17 protein-coding genes are annotated in these 23,368 nt (G+C 66.7%); 4 read left to right on the plus strand and 13 right to left on the minus strand.

Annotated features, from left to right (window positions below):
- Nucleotides 1-79: 79 nt before the first annotated feature.
- Nucleotides 80-2,167, minus strand: a complete 2,088-nt coding sequence (locus ACOGJB_RS10185; protein ID WP_419837035.1) for a hypothetical protein — start codon at nt 2,165-2,167, stop codon at nt 80-82.
- 184 nt (nt 2,168-2,351) lie between these two features.
- On the opposite strand from ACOGJB_RS10185, the gene ACOGJB_RS10190 reads away from it, so the two are divergent.
- Nucleotides 2,352-2,582 (plus strand): hypothetical protein, encoded by a 231-nt coding sequence (locus ACOGJB_RS10190; protein WP_419837036.1) that lies wholly within the window; start codon nt 2,352-2,354, stop codon nt 2,580-2,582.
- The gene (locus ACOGJB_RS10195) at nt 2,579-3,052 is read left to right on the plus strand and encodes a hypothetical protein (protein ID WP_419837037.1); all 474 of its coding nucleotides are present in this window, start codon (nt 2,579-2,581) and stop codon (nt 3,050-3,052) included. Before ACOGJB_RS10190 ends, ACOGJB_RS10195 begins: the two co-directional genes overlap by 4 nt.
- A 968-nt stretch (nt 3,053-4,020) precedes the next feature.
- On the opposite strand, the gene ACOGJB_RS10200 is transcribed toward ACOGJB_RS10195, so the two are convergent.
- The 10 genes from ACOGJB_RS10200 to ACOGJB_RS10245 form a co-directional block, all read right to left on the minus strand.
- Entirely contained in the window at nt 4,021-6,363 is a 2,343-nt protein-coding gene (locus tag ACOGJB_RS10200) for a hypothetical protein (RefSeq protein WP_419837038.1), read from the minus strand.
- A 158-nt stretch (nt 6,364-6,521) separates the two neighbouring features.
- The gene (locus ACOGJB_RS10205; protein WP_419837039.1) at nt 6,522-9,251 is read right to left on the minus strand and encodes a cell wall-binding repeat-containing protein; all 2,730 of its coding nucleotides are present in this window, start codon (nt 9,249-9,251) and stop codon (nt 6,522-6,524) included.
- A gap of 1,158 nt (nt 9,252-10,409) precedes the next feature.
- On the minus strand, nt 10,410-10,712 hold the full coding sequence (locus tag ACOGJB_RS10210; RefSeq protein WP_419837040.1) for a hypothetical protein: 303 nt from the start codon (nt 10,710-10,712) through the stop codon (nt 10,410-10,412).
- Nucleotides 10,709-11,017, minus strand: coding sequence for a hypothetical protein (locus ACOGJB_RS10215; RefSeq protein ID WP_419837041.1), 309 nt, complete (start codon nt 11,015-11,017; stop codon nt 10,709-10,711). The genes ACOGJB_RS10210 and ACOGJB_RS10215 overlap by 4 nt, the downstream gene beginning before the upstream one ends.
- 9 nt (nt 11,018-11,026) lie before the next feature.
- Nucleotides 11,027-11,263, minus strand: a complete 237-nt coding sequence (locus ACOGJB_RS10220; RefSeq protein WP_419837042.1) for a hypothetical protein — start codon at nt 11,261-11,263, stop codon at nt 11,027-11,029.
- On the minus strand, nt 11,260-11,562 hold the full coding sequence (locus ACOGJB_RS10225; RefSeq protein WP_419837043.1) for a hypothetical protein: 303 nt from the start codon (nt 11,560-11,562) through the stop codon (nt 11,260-11,262). The genes ACOGJB_RS10220 and ACOGJB_RS10225 overlap by 4 nt, the downstream gene beginning before the upstream one ends.
- A 258-nt stretch (nt 11,563-11,820) precedes the next feature.
- Nucleotides 11,821-12,180, minus strand: a complete 360-nt coding sequence (locus ACOGJB_RS10230; RefSeq protein WP_419837044.1) for a hypothetical protein — start codon at nt 12,178-12,180, stop codon at nt 11,821-11,823.
- On the minus strand, nt 12,164-12,973 hold the full coding sequence (locus tag ACOGJB_RS10235; protein WP_419837045.1) for a hypothetical protein: 810 nt from the start codon (nt 12,971-12,973) through the stop codon (nt 12,164-12,166). Before ACOGJB_RS10235 ends, ACOGJB_RS10230 begins: the two co-directional genes overlap by 17 nt.
- Before the next feature lie 513 nt (nt 12,974-13,486).
- Nucleotides 13,487-14,995: an IS1380 family transposase gene (locus tag ACOGJB_RS10240; RefSeq protein ID WP_419837046.1), complete on the minus strand. Its 1,509-nt coding sequence runs from the start codon at nt 14,993-14,995 to the stop codon at nt 13,487-13,489.
- Between the two features lie 113 nt (nt 14,996-15,108).
- Complete coding sequence (locus ACOGJB_RS10245; RefSeq protein WP_419837047.1) at nt 15,109-17,514, minus strand: hypothetical protein; 2,406 nt, start codon at nt 17,512-17,514, stop codon at nt 15,109-15,111.
- A gap of 115 nt (nt 17,515-17,629) precedes the next feature.
- Between ACOGJB_RS10245 and ACOGJB_RS10250 the strand changes: the two genes are divergently transcribed.
- Nucleotides 17,630-17,926, plus strand: coding sequence for a hypothetical protein (locus tag ACOGJB_RS10250; RefSeq protein WP_419837048.1), 297 nt, complete (start codon nt 17,630-17,632; stop codon nt 17,924-17,926).
- A gap of 357 nt (nt 17,927-18,283) precedes the next feature.
- On the opposite strand, the gene ACOGJB_RS10255 is transcribed toward ACOGJB_RS10250, so the two are convergent.
- Nucleotides 18,284-19,819 (minus strand): hypothetical protein, encoded by a 1,536-nt coding sequence (locus ACOGJB_RS10255; RefSeq protein ID WP_419837049.1) that lies wholly within the window; start codon nt 19,817-19,819, stop codon nt 18,284-18,286.
- A 569-nt stretch (nt 19,820-20,388) separates the two neighbouring features.
- Between ACOGJB_RS10255 and ACOGJB_RS10260 the strand changes: the two genes are divergently transcribed.
- Nucleotides 20,389-20,916 (plus strand): hypothetical protein, encoded by a 528-nt coding sequence (locus tag ACOGJB_RS10260; protein ID WP_419837050.1) that lies wholly within the window; start codon nt 20,389-20,391, stop codon nt 20,914-20,916.
- 5 nt (nt 20,917-20,921) lie between these two features.
- Here the strand turns inward: ACOGJB_RS10260 and ACOGJB_RS10265 are convergent, their stop codons facing one another.
- Nucleotides 20,922-23,351: a hypothetical protein gene (locus tag ACOGJB_RS10265; RefSeq protein ID WP_419837051.1), complete on the minus strand. Its 2,430-nt coding sequence runs from the start codon at nt 23,349-23,351 to the stop codon at nt 20,922-20,924.
- Nucleotides 23,352-23,368 lie beyond the last annotated feature (17 nt).

Here is a 23,368-nt window from a genome sequence, read left to right on the forward strand (position 1 = left end):
GGACTCCTGTCAGTCTGGCTTTTGCCGGTCGGGCGGCGGTGCCGTCTGTCCGGTTGGGGCCGTGTGTGCAGCAGGTTCGCTAGTTGTGGGCCTTGACGTTGCTGCTTACCGCGATGCGGTTCTCGCTGTTGGCGTTCTTGTCTTCCTCGACCGGGTCATGGGTGCCCGATGTCGGGGCGGCGTCGGCCGCGTAGCCCAGAGCAACCGCCTGAGTCTCGATGATCGCCGGGACCGGTGGGTTCGCTGTGGTGTCGGCGGTCTGGCCTTCGTGGCCGGCGGCGGTGTCGACGAGATCGCGTGCCATGGGCAGCAGGCCCGCCACAGCGGTCTCGCCCTCATAGCGCACCTTCTTCGTCGGACCCGTCACAGCCGTCTGACCGGTGGAGGCCATGGACAGGCCGCCCGCGGCCGGGGTGCCGGCCTCTCCGGAGGCGTCGGCGCCGATGACGGCGTCGGTGTTGTCCACCTTCGCCCGTGCCGCTGCTGCGGCCAGCAGGTCCCTCAGCAGCGCATCGTGCGCGTCCGCGTCAACCGCCGAGATGTACCGGTTGAAGTTGACCTCGATCGCGAACTGGGTGCGGCCCGCGTTCGTCGGCGCCGCCGAGACGTTCCTGTTCGCGTTGGTGACCGCCAGCGGCGTCCTGGTCGTGCCAGAGCACGGCAGCGCCACAGCGAAACGGCTGTCGAAGTCTTCGTTGGCCCTCAGCGCCGCGACCAAGTCGTGCACGGTGGCCGCGCCGTTCACGAACCGCACCGTCGCCCGCTTGCCCTTGGTGTCGACGCGCACGTCGATGTCCAGCGGCTTGGAGGCCATGTAGGTGCTCGCCGTGTCGAACACGACCCTCCACGCGTTGCCCGCAGCACCCGCAGCGTCGCCGGCGGCCTTCGCTGTGATCGTGACCGCGTTCGCCGCGTCCGAGGCAGTGGTCGCGTCGGCAGCCGTCGCCGGCAGCGTCCACGAGTTGAGCGCGGAGTGCTTGAGCCCGCTCATCAGCACCGAACTGATCCTCGGGCTCGCCTCAGCCTCGATCGCGGTCCCCGGCTTCGCCGAGCTCAGATTCCCCGCACGGTCCTTGACCCTGCTGGACTTGAGCACCAGCCGGTCCCCGGCCACCAACGGGTTCGTCAGCGACACCGTCGTCGTGAACGACGTGGTGGGCTCACCGCCCGTCTCGGCAGGGATGGCGGCGGTGCCGAAGGCCGACACCGGGTCGACGGTGCTCGACGACGAAGTGCTCGTCGAGCCAGCGCCGCGCGTGCAGGCGAAGCCCGCCGCGGTCAGCGTGTCAGGGGCCAGCCCGCCCGGATCGGTGACCGTCAGCGTGAACGCGTCCGCGCCCGGCGACGAGCCGGACCTCGGCGACGCGATGCCGATGATCGAAACCTGAGGCCTGCCGGTGTCCTTCGGCGCTGCCTGCACCGTCGTCGAGGCCGGCACCACGGTGCGCTGATCCTCATCAGTGCCCAGCTTGAGCGTCGAGGACGCGATCGAGATCACGTCCCCGGCCGACAGCCCTTGCCCCAACGCCACATACACGACATTGTCCGCGCAGCCGCCGCCGGTCACGCCGGTCACCGCCGAGGTCACCACGGCGGGAATGCCGTTGACCTCGACGATGTCGCGCAGCCTGTTCGTCACCGTGAGCCCGTCGCCGTCGGCGGCGTCACTGCCGCTCGTCACGTCGTCGCTGAAATACAGCGCGAACGTGCCGCTGGCGGACTGGGGCCGCACCGGGTCGTCTGCGTTGGCGACCCCGTCACGATTGGTGTCGCCCTCGCGTGCAGCGGACGTGGCGGGGTTGTCGCCCGCGCCGATCTGCACCGTCAGCGCGCCCGACGAGGCCGCCGCAGCCGTCGCGGCGTCCATCACAGCCTGACTCACCGCAGCCGTGCCGCCCACCGCGACAATGCCCAGATTCAGATTGATGCCGCCGATCGCCTTCGGCGTCGCCGCCAGGTAATCGCGCACCGCCGCCGGCAGCGTTTCGCCGACAATCAACGGCGTCACCAAAGCACCGCCGGTCAGACTCGATGCCAGCACCGGCGCCGCAGCAACACCGTCAGGGTTGCCGCGCACCAGCACCACCGCGATGTCCAAAGCGGCCGCTCCCGCCGATCTCATCGCCTCAATCCGGGCGCGCTCGAACTCGCTCAACCTCGCTGCCATACTGGACACCTCCACTGGTGGTTGCTGTGTCGAACAACCGGTCATCATGACCGATCACTCGCAACCACCGGTGGAGTCCGCCATCGTTTTTGTGGGATGGGGGCTTCTGGTCAGCACAGGGGTGCCGGGCACGCCATACTGCGCGTATGGCAAACACATGTGTAACGGACAGGCTCGGTCCGTTGTGAGCGACAGCACCGCTGGGGAGGCAACCCGCCCGATCGCGAGAGTCGCCATGCCGACATTTTGGGATGGCGTGGCGCAGGCCTTCGACATCCACGGCCAGCATCCGCCCTACAACGTCTTCGATGAGAAGGCTTCCAATCCCTATGTGGCGGTACTCCACGGCTGGCTGCGCTACGGCGCACGAGGAAGCCACATCGCTGCGCAACACATACAGGGCATCAGCGAATGACCGATGGGGAACAGGACGCTGACGGCGACCTAGCACCCGACAAGCCCGAGCAGGCCCAAGCACCGGTCCCGCAGGTCTCCTTCAATCAGTTCAACCAGCAGATTCAACTCATCTTCCCATCGATGATCGAGGCGCTCAGCGGCCTCGCTGACAAGCACCCGGCGCTGGCGGACAAGATCGTGGGCGACATAGCCGCTCAGGGGCTTCGGCAGGATGAGATGACGATGGTCGTGGTCAAAGGCAACGACAGGCGCGCTGACCGAGGCCAGCGAGCCGCACAGATTGTCGGGTTGCTGATTCTGGCTTTCGGCGCATTCCTGATCGCGACCGACCGCCCAGTTGAGGGCTACATCGCGCTGGCCGTCGTGGTCGCCCCCTACTTGGGAGTCGTGATCTGGCGAAGCCGAGCGGCGGCGCATGAACGTATCGTCAGAGCCCAACAGATGCTCAATCCGCCAAACGAGTCTTGATCGGCCTCGAGAGCGGCAGCATCGGACAGCTTGGCCGGCCTTCGACGACATCGCTGCAAAGCTGCGGCGATTGTCTAGATAATTGGTTCCAAGGGGTGGGCCTGTCGGACGCTCCCTTGCCGGGCGGCGTGTGCGTCAGCGTTTTGTCGGGCGTGTTCGTCGCGTCGCATCGGGCGGATGACACACTGGGCGCGACGCGCGACTCGGAGGCCGCGAACCGGCCCGACGGTGTCGCCATCGACACGGATCCCCAAAGCGAACGCGACATGCTGAGGGCAGCCTGCCGGCCTGCGCCGGACATCCCTGCACGGCACCCATCGTCGAGGCCGATTCGGTCTCCGACCCGCAGCGCGAGCAGGGACTCCACCGCTATTGATGGGCACTCTGAGATGAGGAACCTCAGCAACCAAGACTGACGAGAAATCCATGAGGGTGGACGAACTCGCCGCAGGCCGCGCCGAAGTCGGTGTCGCACAACTTGCATCTGGCGCCGTGAGCGTCGATGCAGGCTCGACGTGCCCACGCGCTGCGCTCAAAGCGGTCGGCCGCGACCGTCTCGGCTGCCCCCTCGGGTGCTGCTCAGCGGGCTGCGGCGCCATGCAGCAGCAGCACTGCCTTGTCGCCTGCGGCGAGTCCGCTCTCGGGTCGGCCGCCGGGCCGCCTCCGATGTCCTGCGATGGTGGGTGTCCGGTGCGAGACATATACGCCGCGATCGCGGGTCGCCGAGCTGGGTGAAATGGTGCTCGCACTCCGGGAACGGTGTCTGAGGCAACCGTCGGCCGCCTCGTGGCCATGCCGGCGATGCCGGACCTTTCGACAAGCTCGTCGGAACGCGAATGCTCGAGTCCGGCGGGTCCGGACGCGAAGGAGCCCCGGGGCGGGTGCCCCGGGGCTCTTTCGTTGTCGGCCTTCGCTGTTGGGCCAGCAGGGCTGGCCGGACGGTTCGGGCCGTCTGTGCAGCCGGCTCGCTAGTTGCGGGCCTTGATGCTGCTGGTTTGGGAGATGCGGACCTGCGAAGCGCCGTTGCGGCCTTGGTCGACTTTCGCGTTGGCCGCTGTGGTGTTGACGTCGGCAGCGAAACCGTTCGCGACCGGCGGCACCGCGGGCCGGTAGTTGGTCTCCACAGCAGTGGTGCCCGGGTTGTCGGCTTGGAGCCGTGCCCCGGCGTCAGTGGTGATCAGGTCACGTGCCTTGGGCAGGTTCTTCACCAAGGCGGTCTCGCCCTCATAACGCACGATCCTCGCCGGCGCAGCGAAACCGTCGGACGGATCGGATGCGGAAAGGCCGAGGCCGCCACCGGCAGTGCCGGCGGTGATGGTGCCGTCGTCGGCGATGGTGCCCCCATCGACGTCAGCACGGATGCCGCTGGCGTCGTTGGTGGTGCCCGCACGGTGAGCTGCGTTGGCCAGCACGTCGGCCAGCAGAGCCTCGTGGCTGACGCTGTCGACGTAACCGTTGAACCGGACCTCGATCGCGAACTGGGTGCGGCCTGTGCCGTTGGAGGCAGCCACGACATCGCGTGGAGGCGTTTCGCCTGTCACCAGGCCCAGCGCAATCGCGGACCCATGGCCGCCGTTGGGCCCGGCGGTCGCCGCCTCACTGCAGTCGGCGAAGCCCGCGGAGAAGCGCGCGTCGAAGTCGGCGTTCGCCTCCAAAGCGGCGAGCAGGTCGCCCAACGTGGCTGTCGCGGGGCCGTTCACGAACCGCACCGTCACCCGCTGGCCCCTGGTGTCGACGCGCACGTCGATGTCCAGCGGCTTGGCTGCACTGTGAGTGCTGACCCGGTCGAACACCATCGTCCAGCCGTTGCCCGCAGCCCCAGCAGCGTCGCCGTCGGCCTTGGCCCGGATCGTGATCCCGGCACCGTCGGTTGCGACGCCGCCGACGAGCCCGCTGGGCACCGGCCACGAGTTCTGCACGCTGTGCTTGAGGCTGCTCATCAGCACCGAGGCGATGCGCGGGCTCGCCTGCGGCCTGATCGCCGTGCCCGAGGTCCCCGCGTTGCCGTTGGCCAGCGGGCGGGCCGTGTCGCTGATCACGCCCGGCTCCACGACGAGCCTGTCACCCACCGCCAAAGGACGGCCGATCTCCACCGTCGCCGCGAAACGCTTGTCGGACACCGCAGTGGCAGCCGTGTGAGTGACCCCGTCCGCCGAGATGACGTTCGTGGTTGCAGTCCCCACGCCCGCCCTCGGCACGAAAGTGAAGTCATCAGCATCAAGGCTGCTGTCCGCGGCCATCACCCCGAACCCGCCGGCGTCGCTGAAGGTCACCGCGAAGCCGTCGACATCCCGGCTGGCCACACCGGTCGCTGCTGTGCCGTCCGCGTCCGCGGGCGCAACGGCAAGCACACTCACCGCGGGCCGCATGCGATCAGCAGGCGGAGCCGTCGCCGAGGCCGGCTCAACAGTGCGCCTGTCGCTGCCGGCGCCGAACGTGTGGGTCCCATGACGCACCACCGAGATCGTGTCGCCGCTGCGCAGATGCCGGCCAAGCGTCACGTCGATCCTGCGCCGGTCGCACACCCGGCCAGAGTTCGCCGTCGCAGCCAACACCACCGCCGGGACGCCGTCGATCTCGACGAAGTCCGACAGCTTCGCCAAATCAGGCTCCACATCATCACTGAAATACAGCGAGATCCTCGGACCGGCCTCGCTGCCCGACATACGAACAACCGCAGCCGCGTCGGGCCGCACCGGATCGTCCGCGGTGACCGCCCCGTCAGCGTCGGTGTCCCGGCCAGCGCCGAACTGCACAGTGAGCGCACCCGAGGAAGCTGCCGCAGCCAGAGCAGCATCCATCGTGGCCTCGCTGACCGCAGCAGTACCGCCGACCGCGACGATGCCGAGATTCAGCTTGTCGGCACCGACGGCCCTGGACGTCGCCGCGAGGCAGTCGCTCACCGAAACCGGAAGACTGTCACCCACAACCAGCGGCGAAACCAAGAAACCGCCCGCAAGGCTCGACGCCAGCACCGGAGCGCCGACCACGCCGTCAGGGTTGCCGCGAACCAGCGCGACCATGTTGTTCGACACAAGGCCCAAGGCGTCGCCGCAGCCGTTGTTGGCCAACTGCGCCAACGCAACCGACACAGCAGCAGCCGAATCGCCCTCGACCCGGCTCACGGTGTCGACGCCGAGCGTGGTCAGCGCAGAAACCACATCAGCCGACACCGCTGAGGTGCCGCCGCCGACCTGCACATGCTCCACATCATTCGCGGTGATGTACTCCGCAGTCACGTCAGGCAACTCGTCAGCAGCCGTCATCAGCACCGGCAACTGCAAACGGTACGCGACCGTCTGCACTGCCACGCCGAACGCCAAAGCGTCGGGGCTGCCGCAGTTCGAGCCCGCCGTCCCCGGACGCGAAGAGCCCCGGGGTCGAGACCCCGGGGCTCCCTCGTTGTCATGTTTTGCCGTTCAGGCGGGCGTGCCGTCTGTCCGGTTCAGGCCGACTGTGCAACTGTTTGCTAGTTGCGGGCCTTGACGCTGGCCGACACGGTGATGCGCGGCTGGGAGGCGCCGTTCTTGTCCTCGTCGACTCTGTCCTGGGCTCCGGTGTTGTTGATGGTCGTCGCGTTGAGCCTGGTCGGCGCGTCGGGGGCGTAGCCGGTCGCGACCGCGGGCACTGCGGTGATTGCCGGGTGCGCCGCATTGCCAGCGGCGGCATCGGCCGTGATGGCTGCTGCGCCTGTGTGGCCGGCGGCGATGTCGACGAGGTCCCGGGCCTGGGGCATGTACGCCGTCGACGCCGTTGTCATCTCGTAGCGCACCGTCGTGCCCGGAGCGCTCCCGACGATGGACAAAGCGTTGCCGACCGAAGCGATGCCCAGCAGGGTCCGCAGCTCGGTCACGGAGTCCGCGGCCTCGTTCGCGCGGTTGCGGGCAACCGTGCGAGCCAAGATGTCCGCGAGCAGCTCGTCAGCGCTGACAGTGGCGATGTAGCCGCTGAACCGCACCTCGACGGCGAACTGCGTCATGCCGATGCCCGTTGTGGACGTGTCGCCGGCCGCGTCGACGAAGCCGGCAACCGAGTCGCGGTCATCGGCCGCAGTCGACGGCTCCAGCCGGGTCGTCGCCACGGCGTCGCAGCCGGTGTTGGCCGAGAACCGCGCGTCGAAGTCGGCGTTCGCGGTCAAAGCAGCGAGCAGGCTCGCCACGGTGACGGGGCCGTTGTTGAACCGCACCGTCACCGTCTTGCCCTTGGTGTCGACGCGCACGTCGATGTCAGCATCCTTGGCAGCGCTGTAGGTGCTCGGCGTGTCGAACACCATGCTCCACGCGTTGCCCGCAGCACCCGCAGCGTCGCCGCTGGCCTTCGCCGAGATGAAGATCTCGTGATCGCCGGGGGTGTCGGAGGGGAAGAACGCTGTCGGCACCGACCACCTGGTCTGAGCGCTGTGCAGCGGGCTGCTCATCAGCACCGAGACCGCACGCGGGCTTGCCTGCTCCGCGATCGCCCGACCCGCCGCAGCAGCGTTCACGTTCGCAGAGGTGTCGACCACAGCGCCCGAGTTGAGCCTCAAACGGTCACCAGCCACCAGAACGTTCGCTTCCACGCCGGTGCCGCCGGCGCCCGCGTCGCGGGCCACAGCCACAGTCCACGTCGCCGCCTTGACCGGGTTGTCGTCAGTATCGACAAGGGAGCTCGGCGGTGTGATGGTGCCCCGCGTCGCGGCGCCCCTGCCCGAATTGAACACCAGGTCGCCCGACTCGATCGCAGTCGAAGCAGCAATCCCGCGGTCATCACTCACCCTGATCTGGAACGCCTCCTCGTTCGCGATGCCGATGATCTTGACCGTCGGCCTCGCCGTGTCCGCCGGCGCAGCGACCACCCTCTCAGAGGCGACCGCAGCAAGCCTGCGCTGATCGTCGTCGGTGCCGAACGTGTGCGCCGAAGACGCGATCGAGATGGTGTCGCCGTTGGCCAACGCCTTCGCGAGCGTCACATCGACCCTGCGCGGCGTGCACACACCGTCACCCGACTCCGTCGACGCAGCAGAAACCCGCGCGACGACACCGTTCACCTCAACGATGTCACGCACCTTCGCCAGCAACTCGGCGTCGGTCCCTTCCACGTCGTCGCTGAAGTACAGCGAGAACATCGTGCCGGGCCGCACCGGGTCGTCCGCGTCGGTCTTCTTGTCGTTGTTGGTGTCATCCATCGCGCCGATGGACACCGACAAAGCGCCAGCCGAAGCCGCTGCCTCCACCGCAGCATCCATCGTGGCCTCGCTGACCGCAGCAGTGCCGCCGACCGCGACAATCCCCAGCGCGAGCTTGGCGCCCGCGACGACCTTCGGCGTCGCCGCCAGATAGTCACGCACCGACGCCGGCAGCGTGTCGCCGACGATCAGCGGGGTCACCAGCTCGCCGTTCGCGAGGCTCGACGCCAGCACCGGAGCAGCAACCACGCCGTCAGGGTTGCCCCGAACCAGCGCCGCCCGATTCACCGACACAGGCGCCAGATCGTCGCCGCAGCCGTTGTTGGCCATGTTCGCGAGCGCAACCGACACCTCAGCAGCCGAATCGCCGTCGACCCGGTCCACAGTGTCCACGCCGAGCGTCGTCAAAGCAGACGCGACACCGGCCGACACAGTGCCCGTGCCGCCGACGATCTGCACATGCTCCACATCGTTCGCGGTGATGTACTCCGCAGTCGCGTCGGGCAGCTCGTCAGCGGCCGTCATCAGCACCGGGAGCTGCAGCCGGTACGCGACCGTCTGCACCGCCACACCGAACGCCAAAGCCTCGGAGCTGCCGTTGATCAGCACAGCGCTCACAGCGTCGGTGCCGCACCACGACGACTCAGCATCGATCTTCGCAGCAATCGCAGCAGCAGTCGCATACCGGTCGTCGCCCGCGATGCGAGTCACCGACGGCTTCGCATCCAGAGCCTCGATAGCCGTCACCGCCTCGTCGCTCACAGCAGCCGAGCCGCCCAGCACGTACACCGTCCTGACGTCATAGTCCTCGACGAAATCGGCAACATTGCGGTGCAGGCCGCCCGAAGTGGTCAACAGGATCGGAGCGTCGGCATAACCGGCAAGACCGGCAACCGAGATCGAATCCACCAAAGACCCGCCCGAAGCAACGAACGCCGTCGGCACAGCACCCAAGCCGCCCTTGGAAGTACCGAAATTCTTCGCAAGACGAATCCCGGTGTCATAACGATCCTGACCAGCGAACTCGCGTTCCATCGCAGTCTTCGCGTCGCCGTCATGATCAACCAGCACCTCGCTGGCCGTGTTCGCAGCCTGAACAGGAGAACCCCCCACAACAGCCAACAACGACGCCAAAAGCATCGCCGCCAAAACCGCCGCGAGCGGACGCCTACCACGCCGCCTCAAACGAATAGTCAACGTCCCTGTTCTCCTTGTTCGGCTCCTTTCGGTGCGATTTCAGGTGCTGACAGCCTCGAGCGGTCATACGCGAAGTGCGCGGATCGGGCGATCATGGGTGCTCGGCCGTGCCGATGTCCAACGATTTGCGTGCGCCCGGTACGAGGCCGGCCGCCCGTGGAGCCCCTCTTCGGCCTGGAACGTGCTGGCCCTGGCAAACGGGCAGGCTGCGCGAGGCTCACCGGTCGACCGGTCACGGGCGAAGAAACGGCTGCAGATCGGGCTCGAACCGCTCGCAAGGCGCCTGTCGAGCCGCGCCCTAGGTTGCTGCTTCCACGCGTATCCGGCTGTGCACTCAGAGATGCTCTCGCACCCCAACGTGGCGGCCGGCGGCGTCAGCGCGCTGAACGATCACCAAGTCGATTTGGTGGTGAGCGATCAATCCGAGGCTTACGTGCCGCAATCGCGGGTCGCCGAGCTGGCCTTGATGCGGACTCAGGCAGACCCAATGTCGGTCTGCGCGTTGTCAGCGACGACGACTGGCCCTTCGAGGCCCCCCAGCGCGTGGACCCTGTCCCCGTCGACCTGCTGGACTCAGACGACGAACGCTCCCAGCGCCCCGAGCGCGAGCCGCTGGCCAGAACGTGAACGACCGCAAAATCATCGACCGGGAGCCCGCAGCGCTTCCCGACCTGTCCGGCATCGATGACCAGCTGCGGCTCGCACTCATCGAACTGGCCGAGGTTCAGCCCAAAAATTGGACACTCATCGGCGGACAGATGGTCCTCCTGCACGCCATAGAGCACGATGCACAGCCCTCGCGCGTCTCGACGGACCTCGACGTAGCCGTCAACGCCCGCATCGCCTCCAGCGCAGTGCAGGAGTTCGTAGCCGCACTCGAGACACGCGGCTTCGAACTCGCCGGGCACTCGCCTGAAGGAATCGCTCATCGCTATGGGCACGGCGGCATCAGCGTGAACGTCCTGGCACCCGAGGGGCTCGGGAATCGCACCGACCTCAGGGCCTGTCAGCCGCTGCACGTTCAGCGTCGAGAAGATCCAGTCCCGCTTCCGAGTCGGAATCTTCTCGCAGTTTCTCGATCGCTTGGCCCAGCACGCGCTGATTGCCAACGATTGTGCTCTGGTTCTGTTCAATCTGATTGAGCTTCCGGCCCGACACGTCAAACTGTCTGAGCATCGTCGTCAGGTCCGCGTCGAGATCGGCGAAGCGACTCTCGATCTCAGCCTGAAATTCTGCGCTCGTCAGCGGTCGGTTCATCATGCCCCCGCAATGCCGTGAGCGCGTCGGCGCAGCGCTCACGTCTCATTCCCGCCGCTCGGTCGTCGGAGTCTCTCTCGCAGCATCTCCCAGAGCGATTGGAGCAAGCTGCCCGCAAAGAAATAGGCGATGATCGCGATTGCGAGACTGCTCTGCAGGGTATCTCTAGCCGCCCAAGCCCACCAAACGATCAGCGCAGCCAAGGCCAACGCCCCCACCGCAACGACCCGAACGGTCCACTGCAACGCCAGCGCCTGCTTGGTCTCGTTGTCGCTGACGGTGCGGACAGTCTCAAGCAGCTCCGGGGACAGATTCTCGTATCTGCGGATGAACTCCGGGTCAACCATACGGGCCGGTCAGATCGTGCTCTGTCCGCTGGCGACTGGTGCTGCCGAGACTCGCTCGATGTATGGATCGAGATCGCGGAACGCCCGCTGCATCTGCTGCTCCAGACTGGACGGCTGCGCTGCGCTGTGGTCCTGCGACAGCACTCGATAGGGCATCGCAATGGACCAAGCGACAACGCTGGCTACAAAGCCCGGAAGGTGACTCAGAATCACAGCGATCTTCCGAATCTGACGCCTTGTGCTCATAGGCCCAGTATTACAGGCTGCCCGTTAGAACACCACAGCGGTTCCGGGACAACAGCGCCGACGGCCGTCACGACACCGCTGCGGAAGCGGCCGCGGCCTCCGGGCCGGTTCTCGATGTACTGGGCACGAAGCGGCAGATCGTCCATCGCGGGAACACCGAACTCTGCCGCAACAGGACCGAGCAGCCCCTCCCAGCTCCGATAGCCGGCACCGGCTGACAGGCCGGCACCGGCCAGCACGCTGGCCTGGCCAGCCTCGACAGCGCTGCCGCACCCCGCGATGAACGCCTCAGGATCCACACGCCGACGCTACCCGCACCCGCTCCGCGCTAACCCCGACTATCAGGCCCCCCGCAGAGCACCCAGCCAAGGACCCTCAGCCCACGCCCGACACACAAACTCTCGACCCTCAGCGTTTCGGGTTGATGGTTCGAGTCCGCTGTGCAGCACGCGAGGGAGCCCCGGGGCGGCTGCCCGGGGGCTCCTCGGTTGTCGGCCTCTTGCCGTTCACACGGCGGTGGCGTCTGTCCGGCTCGGGCGGTGTGTGCCCTCAGTTGGTCAGGGTGTCTTGACGCTGCTGGACATGGCGATGCGTCGCTGGCTCGAGCCGTTGAGGTTCTCATCGACCCTGTCCTGCGCGGCGGCGGTCACATCGGTCGTGCCCGGTGCTGGGGCGTCGGCGGCGTAGCCGGTCGCGACGCCTGGGTCCGCGATGATCCTCGCGAACGCCGGGGGGCCCTCGATGGCGTCAGCGCCGACGCGGCCTGCTGTGGTCTCGGTGAGGTCGCGTGCCTTGGGCACGAAACGCACCAGAGCCGTCTCGAACTCATAGCGCACCGACTGCGTCGGCGGCGTCGAAGCCGTCACCGTCTCAGTCAACGACGGCGACTCAGCCGACAGGTCATCGACGATGGTCAAAGCGCCGCCCGCAGCAGTACCCGAACCGCCCAAAGCATCCGAGTTGAGCCGTGTGAACCCTGCGGCCCGCGCCGCCGGACCCAGCCACGACCCGAACCTCAGCCCCGGTCAGCACCGCAGTGCCCGCAATGGCCCCGCTGTCGTCGCACAAGCTGACGTGGAACTCCTGGTCGGCGTTGGCCACAGACGTGCCCGCGATGCCCACGATCGAGATCGTCGGCCGCGTACGGTCCGTTGCTGTGGCCGTCACCGTCGCCGACGCAGGCGCGACAGTGCGCTGATCGGTGCCGGTGCCGAACTCGGCGTCCGACGCGACCACCGATATCATATCGCCCGCACGCAGATGCCGGCCCAGCGTCACATCGATCCTGGACTTGTCGCACGCACCCCCAGTCGAGCTCGTCTCCGCGGCCAGCACCACAGCCGGCACGCCGCTGATCTCGACGATGTCCAGCAGCCGCGGCACGTCAGGCTCCACACTGCCGCTGAAACACAGCGCGAATACCGAACCTACCTCGCTGCCGTCATTCGTGACGATCTCGGTGGCCGTGTCAGGCCGCACCGGGTCGTCCGCGTTGACCACCGCGTCGTCGTCGGTGTCCGCCGAAGCACCGATCCGCACACTCAGCGCATCCGCCGACCACGACGCCGCGACAGCCGCGTCCATCGTCGCCGCACTGACCGCAGCAGTGCCGCCCACAGCGACAATGCCCAAGTTCAGCCTGTTTCCGCCGATGTCCTGAGGCGTCGCCGCCACACAGTCGCGCACCACGCCCGGCAAGCCGTCGCGCACCACCAAACGGCGGCACCAGATAGCCGTTCGACAAGGTAGACGCCAGCACCGCAGCAGCGACCATGCCGTCCGGGTTGCCGCGCACCAAAGCCGCCCGGACGTCCGACACCAAACCGAGGTCGTCGCCGCAGCCGTCGTTCGCGAGCCCAGCCAGCGCGACCGACACCGCCGAAGCAGAATCGCCCTCCACACGGGCCACGATGTCCACGCCCAACGTCGTCAGCGCAGATGCCACATCCGCTGACACAGCGGTTGATCAGCACCACTCCCGGTCAGCCTGACCCGGTCCGCGCAGCCGCCCAGTGCGAACCGCCTCTCACCCCACACGACACGGTCTCCGCCACCTGCCGCGTGGGCGCTTGTGACACTGCTCGCTTTCACCTCGGAGATGCCCCCTGAGACTGCGGATGCGTACTTCAACGGCAGGCATCGTCGCAGGTCAGAGGGCCTTTCCGCAGACCCAAACAGCCCAGACCGCCCGACTCGCGAACAATCATGGCTAACCCTGATTATTCATGAGAATGCCGCGAGTCGTCTTTTGGGCGTGAGGGTTGGCCTGTTTTGTCGTTTCGGGGTTGTTGGGGTGCGAACTCGGGTTCTGCGGGGCAGCTTTTGGCCCCGGTTTGGGCGCGGGATGCTGCGGGGCGTGGGTGCGGACGCGGCGGGGCCGGCCCGCGGGGTGCGGGCGCTGCGCTGTGGGGGCCAGCGGGGGTGTGCGATGGCGAGCAGCGCTTTGGCGCCGGGGTGCTGTTGGGGCAGCCGCAATAGGACGCGTCGGGCGGTGTGGCACACGAGCGCTGGGAGGTGCCACAGTTGCCAGCGGAGCCGTTTGGGGGCTGCTCGTCGCAGCGCTGCGGTGAGGCAGCAGGTCTGGAACCAGCCCACGAGCGCGAGGCCGGTCATGGCCAGGGCGGCCCATGCGCTGTTCGCGTGCCAGTCGGTGAACGGCATGCGCGCGAGGCCGCTGTGGTTGAGGCGACACACGGCGTTCTCGACGTCGGCGTGTGAGCGCATCAGCTTGTCGAGATGGGCGGCGTCGCCGGTCTGGTCGGTGAGGAATCCCCAGTATCGGAAGTTGTCGCTGGGGAACAGGCTGCGCTGCGCGCCTGGATGCAATGGCTCGCGGCGCACTGTCAGCCGGGTCCCCTCGGGCCAGCCCGTCAGGTCGACGAGGTCGGTGAGGTCCGCGACCTGAGAGCCGCGCCGCAGGTGCCGGCGTGCCCGCTTGGGGACGTTGTGCCAGCGATCCGGGTCGCCCAAAGCGCCGCGGATGGCTGCTGCGATGCCCCGATTCGACCGTGCTGACACAGCGAAGCCGATGTTGCGGTCACGCAGCTTCGCGGCGAGGGTCGCCGAGCATCCCGCAGCGTCGATGCGCACCACCAACCGACGATCCGCAAGGCTCTTGTCGTCGCCGTCGCGGTGCCCGGCCGCGTCGGGCTCGGGCAGCGTCCCCACAGCGGCGTCGATCACTTCGAGATGATCGGCGATGTCGTTCGCTGCGGCGTTGCCGGGACGCAGCTTGACCCACAGCGGCTCCCCGTCCGCGACCGAGCAGATCATCGGGTGGAACCCGTAGCCGCCCTTGAAATGCGGCGCTGCGCCCTCCTTGTTTTCCGAGTGGATCTCCACCAGCGTCGAGTCGACGTCGAGGATCAGCGGGCGACCGCGATCACGGTCGGCCCACAACTGGGGCCGCACCGCCGCTGCCGCGCCCATCAGCGCCGCGGCGCCGCCGGGGCCCAGACCGGTGAGCGTGCGATACAGCGTCGAGTCCGACGCCACCTCGCCGAACAGCTCACGCTGAGCACGCAGATACTCGATGTCGGTGCACGCCTCACCGCCGCCGGCCAGCACCAACAACGCATGGACCAACACCGCGCCACGGTCATGAACCGGGGCGCGCTCCCCGCGGGCAGGCACCGCCGCCGACAACGCTTCGGTCAGCCCGACACGGTCCGCGAACCGCCCCAGAGCGAACAGGCCCGCGCCCCACACGACCCGGTCCCCGCCGCCTGTCAACCGCGCGTTTGTGACACTGGTAGCTTTCACCTCGGAGATGCCCCCCTGAACTCGCCGATGCGTACTTTGAACGCATGCATCGTCGCAGGTCAGAGGGGCTTTTCCGCGGACCCCTACAAGCCAGTCAACCCGACTCGTGAATAATCAGGGCTAAGCGAGTTCGTGAGATGCATCTGTTCCAGGGGCCGGAGACCGGCCTCCTCAACAAGTGCGTCCAATTCAGGGTCTGGGCGTGGTGGTGAGCTGTCGTAGCTTCCGGCGATCGGCTCAAACTCGCCATCTGGACCGAATGCGATGACAGCGCCAATGGCAACTTGGAGCTGGTGCTTCTTGAGCATCACATAAGCCGTCAGTCCCTCTACGTCGTCGGCCGAGAGCACAGGACTCGCAATTAACGCGAAGACAAGCACATGACTTCGGTCGCGGTGGTCACCGCCTACGACTGTGAAGGTGTGGTTTTCTCCGTCATCGAGCGTCATCCGGCGCAGGTCAGCGATCATTTCCGTGAACTGCTCTTGCTGCTGCGTCGAGTAGCTGAGCAGCGTGGCACCGATGCTGAGCCAGCCAGGCAATCTGTGCGACGCCATGTGATCGACGACTTGAGCGACGCCCGGGTCGATAGGAAGCGCAGGCTTCTCTGCGGGAGCCTCTCTGCGTCCGTACTCGGACAAGAACCACGCATCAAGGTCGTCGGTTCGGCTGAACAGGAACCGAGGCGCTTGTCGTGCATAGCGCTCACGGGCTGACTCGTCGGCTTCAGCGAACAAGGGAAGCTCCGCGGCTCGCCGTTCAGGGTCCGGTTCGACATACAGCCCGGTGGTCAGGAACTCCATGAAAAGGTCGAGTTCGTCCATCGAATAGTTAAACCTCGTCGTATCGGGTTCGGTGCGACGGCGCAGATACAGCACGAACTCAGACGGTCGTTGGACGATTTCGCTTATGACACGCAGGTCTTGCAGCGAGACTGTCCACGGCACGGCATCGTTGCTCAACAGCCCATAGTCGATCAAGTCGCTGGTAGCTGTGACGATCCCCGAGGTGTCCTCAAGTGTCACGGCGACGAGGTGCACTTCGCGTACATAGCTCAGATCGAGCCATGTGTCGTCTCGACGTCGAAGCCCGCCATCAACGGAGATGCGTTGCCTCAGCCGCTTCGCTTGCTTGGCGGCGTGGGTGATGAGCCGTGTCAGGTCCTGTCTCAGGAGCGTCGGATCGCCGCTGCGGGCATCGGGGCGCAACGAACCTGCCTTGGCCTCGACGACCATCGCAATGTCGTCGACGAGCAGCAGTGCATCGGCTTCGCCGAAGAGGGTGTAGCTCCTCGGGCCGGCAGCGGTCTCGTCGGTGTTCTCGGCAGGCACGAAGTACCGGATGTTTCTGTGGACGTCGGTAGCCGAGAGCAGCCTGGCCAAGAGCTCGACGGATCGCCGTTCCAAGTACTCCGCCCGATGATCCGAATATGTGTGCCAACGTTCGGAGTCAACACCCGAATTCGCGGCGGGTTTGAGAGCGGTCTCGATCCTTTCGCGTATGCAGTGAATGCCGTTCACACCGTGCGGGAGCAGCACTCTACCTTCGCCGTTCGATAGCACCGGTCGCGTTCGCATCGGGGACTGCGACTCGAAGAACCGCTGCGCGGCCTCGTTGGGATCACCACTTGAGTCGCTGTACGCGAAGCAGTCCACGACGGCTCGGACCGTGTCGATTCCCAAATCGGCTTCATTGGCCAACTCGACCACGTCGAACGCCGCTGCGTCGGCAACCGCAGCTATGAGCGCCGCGAAATGCTGGTTCTGCGCGTCCTCGTCCCCGGCAGTTGCCTTGCTGGTGAGTCGTCGCAGCCGCCTGCCTATCCGAACCGAGGACGTCGGCCGGTTCTGTTCCATCTCAGCGCGCCCGACCACGTACAACGCGAAAGCGCGCTCTCCGATGCGTTCGATCGCATCGAACACATCGCAAGCGTCCCGCACCGTGAACCCGAGCTTGTCGAGACACACCTGCTCGACCTCAGCCGATCCGAACAAACCGGCGAGCATCTCCCTCGCAATGTGGTCATGGGTGGGATTTCGGAAGTGGATTTCCTTGCCTCGCGCACCCGAGGCCACCATGCCAAGAGGCGAATCGGCAACAGTCATGGCAATGAAATTCCGCGCTGCTTCCAGCCTGAACAGGAACGACGCAAGATTCACGATCTCAACGGCTGCCGCCAGCAGCGGCATCGCTTTGTCGGGGAGAGTCGCGCCAGAGCCGACTGAGGCAGCGACTATCAGTGAGATCAGCTCGACCGAGGCCACCGACCCTTCGTGGGTCGACTCTCGGAATGTGTTGGGGTCATGCGCCAGTTCCAAGATGCGCACGACGGTCAGCACATGAAACGGATCGAATGGTCGCGCCCGATCAGCAATCGCCTCCATGCAGTCCTCTACGCAGCTATGGGCAGCGGCGTAGCGGCTCAGCAACTGCTGTTGTTCTGCAAACCTTCCCAAGATGAGATCCTCAGCGCCCGGGGTCAGACTCACGATGCCCCGCGGCAGCTCACCCGCGGGAGAACGTCGACGACGAAGCGACCACCTTGGCACCCCGCCAACATAGAGAGGTCATGCCGCGACAACCGGCAGGTCTTCGGGTTAGCGAATGCCGACACAGCGGCGTCAGAGCCTGTCGGACGCTCCCTTGTCGGGCGGCAAGTGCATCAGCGTCTTGTCGGGCGTGTTCGTCGCGCCGCGTCCGGCGGATGACACGTCGGGCGGGACGCGCTGCTCGGAGGCCGCGAACCGGCCCGGCGGTGTCGCCATCGACGCGGATCTCCAAGGCGAACGCGGCGTGCTGGGGACAGCCTGCCGAAGCCACTCGCGGCCTCCGGGCACGTCACTCATCGTCGAGGCCGATTCAGTCTCCAGCCCACAGCGCGAGCAGGAACTCCGCCCCTGACGTTCCTATATGGGGGTCAAGTGCGGGTCTTGAGGGTGGTGGGCTTCCCCCAAGCCGCGGAGAGTCGGTATCGGCTTGTCCGTAAACGGCCGCGCTGGTCGACCCTGCACGGCGCAGCGCTGCGGCACCTGCACCTGAGCTGCCGGACCCCCTGACGCGAGACCGAGGGACCGGCGAGGTACTGAAACGGCGCAGCGCAGCATGAACCAATCGAACAGACGTGACGCGAGAGAGCCCCGGGGCGGGTGCCCCGGGGCTCTCTCGGTTGTCGGCCTGTTGCCGTTCGGGCGGCGGTGCCGCCTGTCCGGTTCAGGCCGCTTGTTCGGTCAGCCCCTCAGGGGGTCTTGACGCTGCTGGTCATGGTGATGCGTCGCTGGCTCGCGCCGTTGAGGTTCTCATCGACTCGGTCCTGCGCTGTGCCGACCACGTCGGTGGTGCCCGGTGCGGGGGCGTCAGCGGCGTAGTCGGTCGCGACGCCTGCGTCGGCGGTGATCGCCGCGAACGCCGGGGGCCGACGATGGCGTCTGATTCGCCGGCGTGGCCTGCTGTGGTCTCAGTGAGATCGCGTGCTTTGGGCACGAACCGCACCAGAGCGGTCTCGAACTCATAGCGCACCGACTGCGTCGGCGGCGTCGAAGCGGTCACCGTCTCAGTCAACGACGGGCTTTGGGCTGACAGGTCATCGACGATGGTCATAGCGCCGCCCGGGGCAGTGCCCGAACCGCCCGCGGCAGCCGTGTTGAGCCGTGTGAACCCCGCAGCGGGCGTCTCAGACGCCGACGCCCGGGTGCGCACCGCGGTGGCGGCCAGCACGTCGGTCAACAGGTTGGTGTTGCGGAGCTCGCCGGCGAACGCGTCCAAGCCCGCCTCGATCGCGAACTGGGTGCGGCCAGCGCCGTCAGCCGCGACCGACGCGTTGCGGGCCGCGAGCAGGCCCAGCGGCGTGGTGGCCCTGCCGGTCTCGCAGTTCGCGAAGCCCGCGCAGAACCGTGCGTCGAACTCGGCGCCGGCTTTCAACGCAGCCACCAGATCGCCCAAAGCGGCAGTCGCGGGGCCGCTGTTGAACCGCACCGTGACCCGCTGGCCTCTGGTGCCGACGCGCACGTCGATGTCGGGCGGCTTCGCAGCGTCGTAGGTGCTGGCCCGGTCGAACACCATCGTCCAGCCGTTGCCCGCAGCCCCCGCGGCATCGCCGGAGCCCTTCTCGTTGATCGAGACCGCATGATCGGCCGCAGCGCGGCCCACGACTGTGGACCGAACCGTCCAGCCGGCATGCGCGCAGTGCTTCAGATCGCTCATCAGCACCGTGCGCACAACCGGGCTCGCCTGCGCCCGCAACGCCGAACCCGACGTCCCAGCGGACACGTTCCCGTCAGCGACAGCGACAGCGCCCGGCGAGATGATCAGCCGATCGCCGGGCACCAGCGCACGACCCAGACCGACAGTCGCCGCGGCCTCGCCCGCGTCGCGGTCCACCGTCGGCGACGGCACCGCAGCCCCGCCGGACCCGGCCACCACCCGGACCTCAGCGGGGGCCAGCACAGCAGTGCCCGCAATGGCGCCGTCGTCGTCGCAGAAGCCGACGTTGAACTCCTGATCGGCGTTGGCCACAGCCGTGCCCGCGATGCCCACGACCGACACCGCCGGCCGCGTGCGGTCCGCCGCTGTGGCCGTCACCGTCGCCGACGCAGACGCGACAGCGCGCTGACCGGCGCCGGCGCCGAACTCGGCGTCCGACGCGACCACCGAGATCACATCGCCCGCACCCAGACGCCCGCCGAGCGCCGCATCGATCTTGGACTTGTCGCACGTACCCCCAGTCGAGCCCGTCTCCGCGTCCAGCACCACCACCGGCACGCCGTTGACGTTGATGACGTCCCGAAGCCGCGGCACGTCAGGCTCCACGCTGCCGCTGAAACACAGCCCTGCTGTGCGAGGTCGGAGACCCGACCCGGTTCGGACGCGAGACCCGAGTTCGCCCGCTGGTGCCGCCGCCGGCGCCTTCGCGCTCTCATCGGGCGAGGGCAGCGGCGACCCGGGCAAGCACCGGCTCGACTTCACAGGCAACCGGCGCATCAACTCAGTGCTGCACATCGCGTCGGTCACCCCCCAGCACACCCAGCCCGAGGCGGTCGCCTGGCTCGCCAGAAAAGCCGGCGAACCCAAGACCCGACGCGAAGCCAGACGAGCCCACAAACGCCAACTCGCCAACCGCGTCATCCGCCGAACGTGGCGCGACGAACAGACCCGAAACCAGCCCTCTCGCGCTCGCCGCTTGACAAGGGAGCGTCCGACAGGCCCACACTGCGCCTGCGGGATGCAGAGATGCCCCCCGTTTAAAAGGGGGGCATCTCTCGCTCCTGGCGGTCACCCGCGCAGGACAGCTCTGGCTGACATCATACAGCGGGCCTGTGCTGAACGGCCCGCGGCATTCGGTCCGGCATCCCCGGAGGCAGGTGAGCATGGCCGCACGAGCAGCGGCGTTCGTCGACGGCTTGAACCTGTACCACGGGCTGCGCGACGCAGCGCTGCTGAAGTACCGCCGGCTCGACGTCGACGGCATGGCCGGCTCGCTGGCCGCGGATGCCGGCGGGCCGCTCGGGGTGTCCTTGGACGTCACCCGCGTCGTGTACTGCACGAGCCCGGTCGCGGACAAAGGGGCTGCCCGTCGCCAGGACATCTACCTCCAAGCGCTGCAGCAGCACTGCTCCCGTGTCGAGATCCGACGCGGAACATACGAGGAGAAAACACGCGAGTGCGCTCGCTGCGGCGCCCGCGTCGGGTTCCAAACCGAGAAGCAAACCGATGTGAATCTCGCTGTCGAGATGATGCTGGAGGCCGCGAAGCCTGAGGGGCACAGAGCTGAAGTCCATCTGCTCATCACCGGCGACACAGACCTGCCGAGTGTCACTGTTGATGTCGCCGGGGCTCCCAGCCAGAGGGCTGCGGTCCGGTCCCCCGCTCGGCGCTGCGTCCTCTCCGAGTGCTGATGGGCTCATGTGTGATCGCAAACGGACTCGTGGTCGTCGCGATCTTTCAGAGGTCCCCAGGCGGCTTCCAAGAGTTGCTTGGCAACATCGAGCGGGACCGCGTCAAGTGCGCCATCATCGTCGGCGACCTGCTCGAAGAATTCTTCGATCGTGTCCTTGGCCCGCTTGGGAATTTTGCCCGCTGCTGCAGCGAGAGCCAGTTCGGCTAGCAGCGTTTCGCGACTGCCCGGTTCTTCGAAATCGGTCTTTGCCCACAGGTCCCGCAAAACGTCCCGCACGGACAAACCCCGGTATTCCCAGAAAGCCTCGAATGGCCTGATCCAGCGCAAGACCGCACTCAGGATCGGCACCTCGAAGTACACCGCCGGAATCCGCGAGAGGTCAAAGCGCAGCCCCGGCGGACCCCCTTGAGACTCGCGTTCCAAGCGTCGGCGGTGCAACGCCGCACCGACACCGACGAGTGTTCCGACCATTGACATCCTGTCTCCGAATAGCGAATTCGGAAGCAGCCGAGGGAGTTGATCGTCTGACCGCTCAGGTGACCCGCACAGCAGCACAGCCGCAGGATTGGGCGCACCCGACTGGTGCTGCCACGTCTGGCGACGCTTGAGCCAGTCGCTATGCGGACTGGACAGCACCCAGTCCCGTCGGTCTTGGGCATACTGCCGTACTTGGTCGGAGAGCCTGTCCTCGTCGAGCGTTTGCCGAAAGAGACGCTGCTCCACGGATAGCGGATGATCACGGGACGGCAAGTAGGTCATCCACACTGCGACGAGACGTTGGCTGTACGAGCTGCGAGTCGACTGCCATTCGCGAAACGACGGCGGCCGGGCATGTACGACCAGTCCTGAGATTATGTAGCTGTTCGGAGGCTGCCCACTGAGGGCGCGGTGTACGCGGATCAGAATCTCGCGCAGCGTTCCGCCAGTGACGGTTCCCACTGTCAGCACCAAGATGTGCCGCTTGCCTCGCAGCTGACGGGCCAGCCGGTCACGCTCGCCGTCGGCCGGTTTCGATGCGATCGTGAACACCTGCGCGGGCGTTTCGGCAAAACGGCGGCTCGCCCACTCGACGAACCGATCGAACCCGGTGCTATCGGCGTCCTCGTCCAACGCCACGATCGCATCAACACCTGTCAGCTTGTCGAGGTCGGACCGGCCGTCGTTCGGGTTATCCGAGCGGTGGCCCATCTGCTCTTCAAGCGCCTCGACGAACCGATCGTGGGCGAGGAGAAGGTGAGGGTAGAAGCGAACACCCCACCGGCCAGGATCTCGTCTCAGCCTGGTGCGTTCTGCTGGATCGCAGTCGATGCCCATGCCGTCGACGTCGTCATACATTTCCAGCAGATTGGCGATGCTCCTAGCTCCTACAGGCGGGTCGGGCATCACCACTACATGCGGTTCCGGCAGCGACGTGTTCGTGAAGCTTGCGGAGTCAATACGAACACAGGGGGCCGCGTCGGCGCTGTCGCACAATTCGCAGTCGTCTTGAGTGAACGAGTTTCCCCCGGGGATGTGAAGCCACGGGTCCTGCAGCCCGCCATTCGCAGCGGGCCACTGCGTCGATGCCGGCCGAGCTCGATCCACCAGGGTCTGCAGCGCCCACCCGGAGCCGATCTTGGTCTTCAGACATGCAGCCAGTGCGTGTTCGGTGTGCCCCGTCGACGACACCGAGATCAGCACCAGCGCTCCACCAGCCCCTACGGTCAGCTCGATAAGTTCTTCATCGGCCAACAAGGAATGCGGGTAGGCGTCGCGAACGGCAACATGACCCAGCTTCACCTCGTGGGACGCTGCTGCTGTCTGCAGTGCCAGCACAATCGGCAGGATCGTGCTTGAGTCGAGCAGGATTGTCTGGTCTGCTCTGGCATATGGGTACAGCCACGTGGCCAATGCCGCTGCATCGCGCGGCGATCGAAACACATCGCCCACTCGAATGAAGTCACTGCGGTGCTCATCAGAGGGCAGCTCATAGTGGAACGTCGTCGGTCGCCAGTGAGCCCTGCCGGCTTGTACCAAGGCCGCGAGCTCCACGGAACGGGCCGAAGCGAGCATCTGGCCGTCGTTCCTTGACGGGTCCGTCTCCGACCACCACATCTGAGGCCCCGACTTATCACCGAAGTCGAACCAGCACGCTCCTACCGGCGGAGCGGATCCGCCGCGTTGGTTGATAACCGCCTGGATGACCCCGGTGCCCTGATCGACGCCCGAATCGAGGGGTTCAGGGGACCGAATCAGGACACACCGGCATGCCGCCAGCACAAATTCATCCACAGAGCGCAATTGCGCCGCCACGGCACCGTGCCAGTCGCCCGCGTGACTGCCTGCGACATCGATGAACATGAGGCCGCCGGAAATGTCGACCGTTTCGACAAGCGGAACGCCGCGATAAGTGTCAACACGCACATAGCTGCTGGTGTCCGAGCCGCCCACCATCTGACTGCGTGTCGGGC

Origin of the sequence: Candidatus Poriferisodalis sp. (assembly GCF_965208895.1) — a bacterium.
Taxonomy (GTDB): Bacteria; Actinomycetota; Acidimicrobiia; order Acidimicrobiales; family Poriferisodalaceae; genus Poriferisodalis.